This is a genomic window from Bradyrhizobium sp. (assembly GCF_049581145.1).
Taxonomy (GTDB): Bacteria; Pseudomonadota; Alphaproteobacteria; order Rhizobiales; family Xanthobacteraceae; genus Bradyrhizobium.
The window spans coordinates 14,502-27,309 of the sequence record NZ_JBAURI010000727.1 but is presented as its reverse complement, the minus strand read 5'-3'; the positions used below and the strand labels follow the sequence as shown (position 1 = coordinate 27,309).

Annotated in this window: 7 protein-coding genes; 3 read left to right on the top strand and 4 right to left on the bottom strand. The window is 63.8% G+C overall.

Going from position 1 to position 12,808, the window contains the following annotated elements; genetic code table 11:
- Nucleotides 1-313 precede the first annotated feature (313 nt).
- Together WCB02_RS23755 and WCB02_RS23750 are read left to right on the top strand one after the other, a co-directional pair.
- Nucleotides 314-2,167, top strand: coding sequence for a tetratricopeptide repeat protein (locus WCB02_RS23755; protein ID WP_423961984.1), 1,854 nt, complete (start codon nt 314-316; stop codon nt 2,165-2,167).
- 123 nt (nt 2,168-2,290) lie between these two features.
- On the top strand, nt 2,291-4,129 hold the full coding sequence (locus WCB02_RS23750) for a tetratricopeptide repeat protein (RefSeq protein ID WP_423961982.1): 1,839 nt from the start codon (nt 2,291-2,293) through the stop codon (nt 4,127-4,129).
- Nucleotides 4,130-4,136: 7 nt separating this feature from the next.
- Here the strand turns inward: WCB02_RS23750 and bluB are convergent, their stop codons facing one another.
- Both bluB and WCB02_RS23740 read right to left on the bottom strand, forming a co-directional pair.
- The gene (bluB, locus tag WCB02_RS23745) at nt 4,137-4,796 is read right to left on the bottom strand and encodes a 5,6-dimethylbenzimidazole synthase (protein WP_423961980.1); all 660 of its coding nucleotides are present in this window, start codon (nt 4,794-4,796) and stop codon (nt 4,137-4,139) included.
- A gap of 161 nt (nt 4,797-4,957) precedes the next feature.
- Entirely contained in the window at nt 4,958-6,100 is a 1,143-nt protein-coding gene (locus WCB02_RS23740; protein WP_423961977.1) for an OpgC domain-containing protein, read from the bottom strand.
- A gap of 375 nt (nt 6,101-6,475) precedes the next feature.
- Between WCB02_RS23740 and htpG the strand changes: the two genes are divergently transcribed.
- A complete protein-coding gene (htpG, locus tag WCB02_RS23735; protein WP_423961975.1) occupies nt 6,476-8,350 on the top strand; it encodes a molecular chaperone HtpG in 1,875 nt (624 codons plus the stop codon).
- A 204-nt stretch (nt 8,351-8,554) separates the two neighbouring features.
- Here htpG and WCB02_RS23730 read toward each other — a convergent pair whose 3' ends face one another.
- Nucleotides 8,555-9,541 carry a Bug family tripartite tricarboxylate transporter substrate binding protein gene (locus WCB02_RS23730; protein ID WP_423961989.1) on the bottom strand — a complete coding sequence of 329 codons (987 nt, stop codon included), beginning with the start codon at nt 9,539-9,541 and terminating at the stop codon, nt 8,555-8,557.
- Nucleotides 9,542-9,655: 114 nt separating this feature from the next.
- Nucleotides 9,656-12,802: a multidrug efflux RND transporter permease subunit gene (locus WCB02_RS23725; protein ID WP_423961974.1), complete on the bottom strand. Its 3,147-nt coding sequence runs from the start codon at nt 12,800-12,802 to the stop codon at nt 9,656-9,658.
- Between the last annotated feature and the right edge of the window lie 6 nt (nt 12,803-12,808).

Below are 12,808 nucleotides of genomic sequence, written 5' to 3'. Positions count from 1 at the left end.
TCTTCCAGACGAAACCCGCAGCGCGTGAGCGGCGCGAGTGCACCGAGACGATCGCGGGCACTGTGCCGGCCACGACAGCGGCAATGGCGGATGAGAACGACGACAGGACGGGGAGGGTTGGATCGGTCATGGCAAAGCTCCGGTTCATGTCACGCCAAACTGGGGTCTTGTTAAGGGTTTGATAACTAGTCGGGTGGGCAGGGCTTGCCGCAAGCCGCATGCCCGCGCCCCCGCGAATTCGCCGGTTCCAAACCTGTTCAGTGCTCGGAGAATCACGTAGGTGTCTTTTTTGAGGTCATCTTGAAATGCGCCAATGAAAAGTCATGAACGTCGGGCCGCGGCCCAAAAATCCAAGGCGACCTCTGACGGCGCCAGCCGGCCCGCGAGGCTCTACCAGGCCGGCATGCGGCACCTGCAGGCCGGGCGTCAACTCGACGCCCAGATCTGTTGCCAACAGGCGCTGGCGGTCGATCCGAACCATGCCGACACCTTTCATCTGATGGGCCTCTTGGCGCTGCAGGCACAGCAGTACGACCTCGCGGCGGAATGGTTCGCCCGTGCCATCCGGCAGGGGCCGAAACCGCAGTATCTCCTCAGTCTCGGCGCCGTGCTGCGGCAGCAGGGGCGCCTCGAGGAGGCGCTCAAGGCGGTCGACGAGGCGGTACAGCTCAAACCGGATGACGCCTGCGCCTGGAAGCAGCTCGGCGATGTGCTGGCCGACGTGAAGCGTGGCGAGCAGGCTCTTGCGAGCTACCAGCAAGCGCTCAGGCTCAATCCCGGGGATTGGGAAGCCGCCGAAAAAACCGGATGCCTGCTGTCGCAGCTGGGACGGCTGGAAGAGGCTCTGGGCTATCTCAGGCTTTCCGACCAGTTGCAGCCGAATTCCGCCGCGACGCTGCAAATGTGCGCGCTGGTGCTTTACACCCTCAAGAGATTCGAGGAAGCCCTCACCGAGATCAGAAAAGCCCAGGCGCTCGATCCGGCGGACCTCGACATCTGCAACAATCTCGGCGTCTTCCTGCAGCGGCTCGGCCGCCATGAAGAGGCGTTGTCGTGGTTCGATCGTGCGCTGGAAATTCGTCCGGATTTCATCACCGCGTTCACCAACAAGGCGTACTCGCTCACCTATCTGCACCGCTTCGCCGAGGCTTTCGCGGTCTACGATGCCTCGAGCATCGTTGCCCCCGGCAATGCCGAGGTGGCGTGGAGCAGGGCGCTGCTGCAGCTCCTGACCGGGAATTTCGAGGCCGGCTGGCTCGGGCGCGAAGCGCGCTGGAAGGTGCCAAGCCTGACGATTGCCCGGCTTGATACGCCTCAGCCGCTCTGGCTCGGCAAAGGTCCGATCGCGGGCAAGACCATTCTCATCCTGACCGACGAAGGATTCGGCGACGCCATCCAGTTCGCGCGTTATGTGCCGATGGTCGCTGCGCTTGGCGCGCGCGTCATTCTGGTCGTGTCGGATGCGTTGTGGCCGTTGTTCTCGGGACTGGCCGGTGTCGCGCAGTGCCTTCCACTGTCGGTCGCCAAGCTGCCGTCGTTCGACATGTATTGTCCGATCTCGAGCCTGCCGCTCGCTTTCGCGACCAGACTCGAGACGATCCCGTCCACGACGCCGTACCTGCCGGCGCCCGCAAAATCCCGGTTGCAGGTCTGGGAAGACCGGCTCGGTCCGCATGACAAGTTGCGGGTCGGCCTGGCCTGGTCCGGCAACCCGAACCATAAGGACGATCACAACCGATCGCTGCCGCTCAGCGCACTGGCACCGATCCTCGACTGCGACGCGACGTTTGTGAGCCTGCAGAAGGACCTGCGGCCCGACGATGCGCCGTTCCTTCGCCAACGCTCCGACATCGTTGATCTGACGGCTCATCTCACCGATTTCGCCGCAACCGCGGCGCTGGTATCGTGTCTCGATCTGGTGATCTCTGTGGACAGCGCCGTCGCCCATCTTGCTGGCGCGCTCGCCCGACCGACCTGGATCATCCTGCCCTCCACGCCGGACTACCGTTGGCTGCTCGATCGCGACGACAGTCCCTGGTACCCGACGGCGCGGCTGTTCCGGCAAAGCGACAGTTCCGGTTACGGCCGCCTGATCGAGCGGGCGCGGGCCGAATTGAGTGGATGGATCGCTGTGTGGTCAGAGCAGGCGCGTGACCAGCGGGGATGATGAGATTGAGCCGGCTTGGTTCGCTGCCGGGCACGGCCTCAGTATGCAAGAGGTGAGCTGTACAGCCGCTTGGTTGCCGGAGATCAGCCTGGATCATCGCACCGGATCACCTGAAACACGCCGATGAATCGTCGCGAACGCCGCGCCGCGGTCCAAAAGTCCAAGGCGGCTGCAGACCGTGCCGACAGTCCCGCGACACTGCACCGGACCGGCATGCAGCATCTGCAAGCCGGACGCCATCTCGACGCTCAGCTGTGTTGCCAGCAAGTCCTCGCCGTTGATCCCAATCATGCGGACACCCTTCACCTGATGGGCTTGTTGTCGCTGCAGGCGGAGCAGCACAATCTCGCCGTCGAGTGGATCGCCCGTGCCATCCGCTGCGATCCCCAAGCGCAATATCTCCTGAGTCTCGGGACTGCTTTGCAGCGTCAGGGCAGGCTCGAGGAAGCGCTGAAGGCCTTCGGCAAGGCTGCGCAGCTCAAACCGGACGCCGCCGGGCCGTGGCAACATCTCGGCGCCGCCCTCGTTGAGTTGAAGCGTCCGGGCGACGCCCTGCTGGCCTTTCAGCAGCTGCTCGAGCTCGACCCGGGCAATTGGGACGCCGCCGACAAATGCGCGTCGCTGTTCCTGCAGTTGGGGCGGCTGGAGGAAGCTGTCGGTTATTTTGGCTTGTGCGACCAGATGCAGCCTGGTCGCGTTGCGACAGTCAAGATGCGCGCGCTGGCACTGTTCGGCCAGAGGCGGTTCGAAGAAAGCCTGGCCGAGACCAGGCGGGCGCATGCGCTCGATCCGGCGGATGCCGACATCTGCAATAATCTCGGGGTCGTTCTCCGCCGGCTCGACCGGGAAGAGGAATCGCTGCCCTGGTTCGACCGGGCGCTTGAACTTCGGCCGAATTCTCCGGCCGTGTTCACCAACAAGGCCTTTGCCCTGACGCAGTTGCACCGGTTCAGCGAAGCCCTTTCTCTCTATGATGCCTCGGATGCCATCGACCCCGGCAATCCCGACGTGGAATGGAGCAGGGCGCTGTTGCATCTGTTGATGGGGAATTTCGAGGCGGGCTGGGCGGGGCGCGAAGCCCGCTGGCAAGCCTCGGGCCTGTCGATGACCAATTTCAAGTTCAGCGAGCCGCTATGGCTCGGGAAGCAGTCCGTTGCCGGCAAGACCATCCTGATCCATGTGGACGAAGGATTCGGCGATACCATCCAGTTCGCACGCTATGTGCCGATGGTGGCAGCGCTCGGCGCGCGCGTCATCCTGATCGTCTCCGACGCCTTGCAGCCGTTATTGTCGGAACTGAGCGGGGTTTCCGAATGCCACCCATTGTCGACCGACAAGCTGCTGGCCTTCGACACGTATTGCCCGATCTCGAGCCTGCCGCTGGCTTTTGACACCCGGCTCGAGACGATTCCCGCCGCGGCGTCGTACCTGCCGATGCCGACAAAATCCCGTTTGCAGGCCTGGGAGGACCGTCTCGGCCCGCATGACAGGTTGCGGGTCGGCATGGTCTGGTCCGGCAATCCCAAGCACAAGGACGATCACAACCGATCGCTTGCGTTGCGCATATTGTCGCCGCTGCTGCAGCTCGATGCCAGCTTCGTGAGCCTGCAGAAGGAGTTGAGACCCGGTGACATGGCAACCCTGCGCGAGAGCGGCATCGTCGACCTGACCGCCGGTCTGACCGACTTCGTCGAAACTGCGGCGCTGGTGTGCTGTCTCGATCTGGTGATCACCGTGGACACCAGCGTCGCCCATCTTGCCGCGGCGCTCGGACGTCCAACCTGGATCCTGCTGCCCTACAAGCCGGATTATCGCTGGCTGCTCGATCGTGACGACAGCCCCTGGTATCCGACGGTACGGCTGTTCAGGCAAACCATGACCCGCGAATATGCCAGCGTGGTCGAGCGGGTGCGGGCCGAGTTGAGCGCGCGGATCGCGGCATGGTCGGAGCGGACGGGTTGATCCCCGGTCAGCGCAACAGCGGCCGCATGGTTTTCTCGCACGACCGCTGCTCCCAGCCATGGCGTTCGAGCTCGGGGTCGTCGTGCTCCTCCTGTGGCCAGCCGAGGCAGAGATAGGCGATGAAGCTCCAATGCGGCGGCAGGTCGAGCGCGGCGTGGACCTCGTCGGGATCGAGGATCGAGACCCAGCCGACGCCAAGCCCCTCGGCGCGCGCCGCGAGCCACAGCGTCTGGATCGCCGCGACCACCGAATAGCGGATCGTCTCCGGCATCGTCTTCCGTCCAAGACCGTGGCCGGTGGCCGTCTCCTCATCGGCGCACACCGCGAGATGAACCGGCGCCTCGACGAGTCCCTCGAGCTTCAGCCGGGCATAACGCGCTTGCCGTTCGCCGTCATAACCTTCGAGGGCGACCTGATTGGCCTTGGCAAAATTCTCCGCGATCAGCGTGCGCCGCGCCGGTGTTTCGACCAGGACGAAGCGCCAGGGTTGGCTCAGGCCCACCGACGGCGCATGGGCCGCGAGCGCAAGCAGCCGCTCGATCAAGCCGGGCGCGACCGGATCGGATCGAAACCTGCGCACGTCGCGGCGCCAGCGCACCAGCTCGGAGAATTGCTCCCTGAAGGCTGCGTCGAAGTGCGGGGGGCGCTTTTCGGTGTTGAGCGTCATGCCGTCTTGGCGTTTGAGTTGGCCTTGGAGACATCGCAGCCTGCGCGCAGGCGTGCCAAATCTCGCGTGCCAAGTCTCATTAGCACAATGGACGACTGTGAAAGACTTCATTTTGCCCGGTTTTGGCCTGGCGGCCACCGCGTCGCGAAGCCGGGGTGGCCTCAGTGGAAGGCCAGACCCGGCCGATGATCCTGCCGCTTGGACCAGGAGATGTAATAGGCAACACCGGTCATCACCAAGATCCCGCCGACGCTGACAAGAACCTGCATGATGAGGGAGTTCGGTCCCGTAATCAGCAGGAAGTGACCGGCAAAGGACAGGAACACACCGATGCAGAAGACAGAAAGCCATTCCTCGCCGCCTTTCATCACCGGATCCAGTATTTTCCAGCTCAGCGGCGACCAGTCTTTCGGCACCAGATAGCTGAAGACCAGGGCCAGCGCGAGGAAGTGCACGACCCGGAGCGGCGGCAGATTCTCCTTGTCGCCAGGCATGATGGGATCGAGCCCGAGATCCGACAGAACACTGCCGAGCTGCGGTGAGTGCCCGGCAACCGTGATCGCCAGCGCGAGCCCCAGATAGGCGAGCGCCGCGATGCGCAGCAGCGGCAGCCGGTGCAGTGTTGCGGTGAGCTGGTGTCCATGCAGCGCGAACCAGGTTCCGAGCACGAACAGAAGCTGCCAGCAGAACGGATTGAAGTACCAGCTCCCGGTGGGAAACGACGGCAGGCTCCAATCGAAGTGCCGCGCGGCGAAATAGAGCGCGATCGAACCTGCCAGGGCGAGATTGGGCCGGCGCAGCATCAACCATAACGCCGGCGGCAGGAACGCCATCAGGGCGATGAACAGTTGCAGGGCGTCCAGGTTCAGGGGTTTTGCCTGCAGCAACAGGCCGTGCATCAGCGTCCGCGTCGGATGGTCCACGATCCCTGTCACATTATATTCGTCGAACAGCTCGGTCGTGGCGTATTGCGTGGCCACGTTTCCGATCACGTCGACGTAAATCACGAACAGGACGACATAGGCGGCATAAAGCTGCCAGACCCGCTTGAAGATCCGCGTCGCCATCACGACGAAGCTGCGCTCCATCGCCATCTTGCCGTAGATGATGGCCGCCGCGTAGCCGGCGACGAACACGAAAACGTCCGTGGCCCCGCTGAAACCGAAGTTGCGCAGCGTCAGCAGGTTGACCGCGTCGTTCGGGATATGGTCGAGAAAGATGAACCAGTTGGCGAACCCGCGCAAAAGGTCGATGCGCAGATCATGGCCGCGCTTTTCAAGATATGCCTTGACGGAGGGGTTCATCGTCTTCGGACTGATCGATCTCCGCTCTATGTGGATTCGCGCGGCGACAAATCCAGTGAGGAAGGCGGATCAAATTCGCATAGCGTTTGCGTGAACGCAGCACTTTGATTGGGCACAAGCAGAGCGATCAGCCGATCGGGCTGTCGCGCGAGCGAATCAACTGGCCCCCGGTCGCCAATGTGATTCGCAAGCAGCACCATAGCCTGGCGTTGACGCGCAAGGCTTCTGTTCGATTGGTGGTCGCACGAGCGGCGGCAGTGACCTTGCAAGCGTCGGAACGGAGCGCGCCGCCATGCAATGCTGCGTCAGAAGGCTTGATCCGGCCCGCGGTGGCGCTATATCGGGGTTTTCCTGATCATTTCCCTGGGCAAACCTATGACGATGAGCGAAACCGCCGCCGTATCCCGGCCGTTCCAGGCCGAGGTCTCCGAACTGCTGAATCTGATGGTGCATTCGGTCTACTCGGAGACCGACATCTTCCTGCGCGAACTGATCTCGAATGCGTCGGACGCCTGCGACAAGCTGCGCTATGAGGCGATCGCCAGGCCCGAACTGATCGGCGACGGCGAGCCGCCAAAAATCCGCATTGCGCCGCACAAGACGGCGAACACGCTCACTGTCGCCGATACCGGCATCGGCATGGACCGGCAGGAACTGATCGACAATCTCGGCACCATCGCCCGTTCCGGCACCAAGGCCTTCGTCGCGCGGCTGGCCGAGGCCAAGGATGGCGCCGGCCTGATCGGCCAGTTCGGCGTCGGTTTCTATTCCGCGTTCATGGTGGCCGACCGCATCGTCGTCACCAGCCGCCGGGCCGGCAGCGATGAGGTCTGGACCTGGTCGTCTTCCGGCGGCTCCGGTTTTGACGTCAGCCCCGCGAGTGAAGATGACGCCAAACGCGTGACGCGCGGCACCGAGATCGTGCTGCATCTGAAGGCGGACGCCGCCAAATATCTCGAGAGCTATCAGATCGAACGCATCGTCGGCGCCTATTCCGACAATATCCAATTCCCGATCGAACTGATTCCGGAGGAGGGCGAGCCGCGGCAGATCAATTCGGCCAGCGCGCTGTGGCAGCGGCCGAAATCCGAGCTCAAGCCGGAGGACTATGCGCAAGCCTACAAGTCGATCGCGGGCGCCTTCGACGAACCGGCGATGACGCTGCATTACCGTGCCGAGGGCCGCTACTCCTATGCGGTGCTGCTGTTTGCACCCTCGACCAAACCGTTCGACCTGTTCGAACCGGCGCGCAAGGGCAAGGTCAAGCTCTATGTCCGCCGCGTCTTCATCACCGACGACGCCGACCTGTTGCCGGCCTACCTGCGCTTCATCCGCGGCGTGATCGACAGCGAGGACCTGCCGCTCAACCTCTCGCGCGAGATGCTGCAGAACAATCCGCAGCTCGTCCAGATCCGCAAGGCGGTCACGAGCCGCGTCATCGGCGAATTGGAGCAGCTCGGCGACAAGGAGCCGGACAATTTCAACAAGATCTGGGACGCCTTCGGCGCCGTGATCAAGGAAGGCATCTACGAGGATTTCGAGCGGCGCGACAAATTGCTCGCGCTGGCGCGGTTTTCCACTACATCGGGCGAACGCCGTTCGCTCAAGCAATATGTCGCTGATTTCAAGCCCAACCAGACCGAGATCTATTTCCTGGTCGGCGACAGCGCCGAGCGGCTGAAATCCAATCCGCGGCTGGAAGCCGCCACCGCGCGCGGCATCGAGGTGCTGCTCCTGACCGACGCGGTCGATGCGTTCTGGACCTCGGCGCGGCTCGAATTCGAGGGCAAGCCGCTGAAGTCGCTGAGCCAGGGCGATCTCAATCTCGACTTGATCCCGCTGGTCGACGAGAAGCCGGAGAGCAACGCCGAGGCCGCCGATGAGGCGGCAACGATTGCGATCATCAAGGCGAGCCTGGGCGATCGCGTCACCGACGTGAAGGCGTCGACCCGGCTGACCACCAGCGCCTCCTGCCTGGTCGCCGGCAATCAGGGACCGGATCGCGAACTGGAACGGCTGTTGTCGCAGCAGAATCGCGGCGCACGGACCAAGCCGATCCTGGAGATCAATCTGCGGCATCCGCTGCTGTCGGCGATCGCGAAGGCGCAGGCTGGCTCGAAGACCGTCGACGACCTGTCGCTGCTGCTGCTGGAGCAGGCGCAGATCCTCGATGGCGAACTGCCGGAGGATCCGGCCGCGTTCGCGGCGCGGCTCAACCGGCTAGTGCTGCAAGGCGTGGCTGCCGGATAGCGGCGGGCACAAACCGCCTCTAGCCGGAAGTTGCTCAACTTCCGGCTAGCCCATGTTGACGTCAAACATGAGCTGGCGTCGTCCCGGCGTACGCCGGGACCCAAACCGGGTGATCTATCTGGCGACGCGAACTGGTCGACGCCCTTTCGCAGAACGAACGCGGGCGGTTATGGGTCCCGGCGTTCGCTGGGACGACCAGGATGCTTATTCCTTCTTCGTTCCCGACAATTCCACCACCTTGCGCCAGCGCTCGGTTTCGCCTGCGAGCATCGCGCCGAATTCGGAGGCATTGCCGGTGATCGGAATGGCGCCGAGCTCGGCGATACGTCGCTTGATCGCGGGATCGGCCAGTGCTGCGTTGATCTCCTTGTTCAGGAGATCGATGACGTCGCGCGGCGTGTCGCGGGGCGCGCCGACGCCGTAGAATGAGGTGGTTTCGTAGCCCGGCAGCGTATCCGCGATCGGCGGCACGTCGGGCAGAATCTCCGACCGGTCGCGCGTGGTGACGCCGAGCGCACGCAGCTTGCCGGCCCGCACCAGTTCGAACGACGACGTGACATTGTCGAACATGCCCTGGATCTGGCCGGACATCACGTCGGTCAGGCCCGGCGCCGACCCGCGATAGGGCACGTGCGTGAACGCGATGCCGGCCATCGCCTTGAACAACTCGCCGGACAGATGCAGCGAGGTGCCGATGCCGGATGAGGCGATCGAGAGCTTGCCCGGATTGGCTTTGGCATAAGCGATGAACTCGGCGATGCTGTGCGCGGGCAACTCGTTGTTGACGACCAAAACCAGCGGGATGCGGGCGACGCCAGCGACCGGCGCGATGCTCTTGGCGAAGTCGAACGTCAGGGTCGGATCGAAAGACGCGTTGATCGCATTCGCGGTCGAGGTGAGCAGCAGCGTATAGCCGTCCGGCGGCGACGAAATCACCGCCTGCGTGCCGATCGTGCTGCCGGCGCCCGGCTTGTTCTCGACCACGAAGGCCTGGCCCAACTTGTCCGAGAGGTATTGGCAGATCAGCCGCGACAGCACGTCGGTTGCGCCGCCCGCGGTATAGGGCACCACCCATTTCACGGCATGCGATGGAAATTGCGCTTCCGCCCGCGCCGGCGCCACCAGGCCGCCCGTGACCAAGGCCAGTCCGGCGCTTGCTGTCGAGCATAGGAAGCTTCGTTTGCTGATCATCATGGCCCGAATTCCGGTTGACGTGTCGTTGACGTCGGTGTTGCAGAATTTGGGCCAGATTGCACGGCGTTCCCGTCATCAGGGTAAATTCGATCCGATGCCGTGGGAGTCCAGCTATTCGGCGGCGTCCTTTAGCGGCGCGTCCGTCGCGGGCTGCTGCGGCTCGCTGGGTTTCCGGCTCGTAGTCCAGCGCGCGATCGCATCGGAAAGATTGTCGAGGTAAAGGTAGACCACCGGCGTCGTGAACAGCGTCAGCGCCTGGCTGACGAGGAGGCCGCCGACCATCGCGTAGCCAAGCGGCTGACGGATTTCCGAGCCGGTGCCGGTGCCCAGCATCAGCGGGACGCCGCCGAGCAGCGCCGCCATCGTCGTCATCATGATGGGACGGAAGCGCAAGGTCGCGGCCTTGCGGATCGATTCACGCGGCGACAGATGCTCGTCACGTTCGGCCGCGATCGCGAAGTCGACCATCATGATGCCGTTCTTCTTGACGATGCCGATCAGGAGAATCACCCCGATCAGGGCGATCAGGCTGAAGTCGAACCCGAACGCCATCAGGATTGCCAAAGCGCCGACGCCCGCTGACGGCAGGGTCGACAGGATGGTCAGCGGATGAATATAGCTCTCATAGAGAATGCCGAGGATCAGGTAGACCACGACCAATGCCGCCAGAATGAGAAGCGGTACCGTGCCGAGCGATTGCTGAAACGCCTGCGCCGTGCCCTGAAAGCTCGAGCTGAGCGTCGCCGGCGCCCCCATCCGGGCCATCGCCTTCTGCACGGCGTTGGTGGCCTGGCCGAGCGCCACGCCCTGGCCGAGATTGAAGCTGATGGTCACCGCCGGGAACTGGCCCTGATGGGCGATCGAGAGCGGGCGCACCGGCACGCTGGTCCATTTGCAGAACACCGATAGCGGCACCTCGCCGCCGGTGCTCGGTGACTTGATGTAGAGCTTGCCGAGCGTGTCGAGCTTGCCCTGCAGCTCGGGCAGAATTTCCAGGATGACGTGATAGCTGTTGAGCTGGGTGAAATACTGCGTGACCTGGCGCTGGCCGAACGCGTCATACAGCGTGTCGTCGATCAGCTGCGGCTCGATGCCGTAGCGCGCGGCGGTGTCGCGGTCGATGGTGAGGCCGAGCGTCGTTCCTTCGGTCTGCTGGTCGGTGGCGACGTCGCGCAGTTCGGGCAGCTTCTGCATCTCGGCCAGAAGCTTCGGCGCCCATTCGTTCAGCTCGGCAAGGTTGGCGTCCTGCAGGGTGAATTCGAATTGCGTCCGCGTGGCGCGGCCGCCGAGCCGCACGTCCTGCGAGGCCTGCATGTAGAGCCGGGCGCCCTCGACCTTGTCCAGCTTCGGCCGCAGCCGCGCTATGATCTGTTCCGCGGAGACGTCGCGCTCCTCGCGCGGCTTCAGCGTGACGTACATGCGCCCCGAATTGAGCGCTGTGCCACCGCCGCCGATGAACATCGCGATGCTGTCGACGGCGGGATCGGCCTGCACGATCCGGCTCAGTTCCTCCTGCCGCCGTTTCATGTCGGCAAACGATATGTCCTGCGACATCTCGGAGACCGCGGTCAGGAAACCGTTGTCCTGCTGCGGAAAGAAGCCCTTGGGAATGATGATGAACAGATAGACCGACAGCGCGACCGTCGCGAAGAAGATGCCGAGCGTCATCAGGCTGTGCCGGAGCGCCAGATCGAGCCCGCGCTCATAGCCATGCAGCATGCGCTCGAAGGCGCGTTCGCTCCATTGATAGAGCCGCCCGTGCCGGGTCTGGCCGTGCGCGCGCAGGAAGCGGGAGGCCATCATCGGCGTGAGCGACAGCGACACCACGAGCGAGACAAGGATCGCCATCGCCAGCGTCACCGCGAATTCACGGAACAGCCGGCCGATGACGCCGCCCATCAAGAGCAGCGGGATCAGGACCGCGACCAGCGAGATGCTGATCGAGACGATGGTGAAGCCGATTTCGCTGGCGCCCTTGAAGGCCGCGGCAAGCGGCTTCTCGCCTTTCTCGACGTAACGCGTGATGTTCTCCAGCATCACGATGGCATCGTCGACCACGAAGCCGACGGCGATGGTCAGCGCCATCAGTGAGAGGTTGTCGAGGGTGTAGCCGAATGCCCACATCAGCGCGCAGGCGCCGAGCAGTGCCAGTGGCACGGTCACGGCCGGAATGACGGTCGCCCAGAAACTGCGCAGGAACAGGAAGATCACCATGACCACCAGCGCCACGGTGATGAGAAGCGTGAGCTGGACCTCATGAACCGCGGCGCGGATCGTGATCGTCTGGTCGCTGATGATCTTGATCTTGATGGCCGGGGGAATGGCGGCGATCAGGCGGGGAAGCTCTTGCTTGATGCGGTCGACGGTATTGATGACATTGGCGCCGGGTTGCTTGAAGATGACGAGAAAGACGCCGCGCTTGCCGTCCGCCCAGGCGGCCTGCTTCATGTCCTCAGGCCCGTCGATGGCCCGGCCGAGATCGCGAATTCGTAACGGTCCGCCATTGCGATAGGCGATGATGACGTCGTTCCAGTCCTTGGCATCGAGCAGCTGGTCGTTGGCGTAGATGGTGTAGGCGCGCTTTGCACCGTCGATATTGCCCTTCGGCGCATCGGCCGTGGTGATTGCGATCTGGTTGCGCACGTCCTCCAGCGACAGGCCCTTTGCAACCAGCTTCGCTGGATCGACCTGGACCCGGATCGCAGGCTTCTGCTGGCCGCCGATGAACACCTGGGCGACGCCGGACAGCTGGCTGATCTGCTGGCCGAGCTGGGCGTCGACCGCATCGCTTACCCGGATCAGCGGCAGCGTGTCGGAGGTCGCCGACAGCAGCAGGATCGGCGAGTCCGCCGGGTTGACCTTGCGGTAGGTCGGCGGCGAGGGCAGGTTCTTCGGCAACTGGCCGCTCGCGGCATTGATGGCGCCCTGGATGTCATTGGCCGCGCCGTCGATATTGCGGTTGAGATCGAACTGGATCGTCACCGCCGTCGAGCCCAGCGAACTCGTCGAAGTCATCTGCGCGATGCCGGGAATCTGCGCGAGCTGGCGCTCCAAAGGCTGCGCCACCGAGGCGGCCATGGTCTCGGGACTGCCGCCCGGCAGGCTCGCCGACACCTGGATGGTTGGAAAATCGACCTGCGGCAGCGGCGCGACGGGCAGCAGCGGATAGGCGACGAAGCCGACGAACAGGATGCCGGCCATCAGCAGCGACGTGCCAATGGGATAGCGGATGAATGGCGAAGAGATGCTTTCGTTCATGCCCCG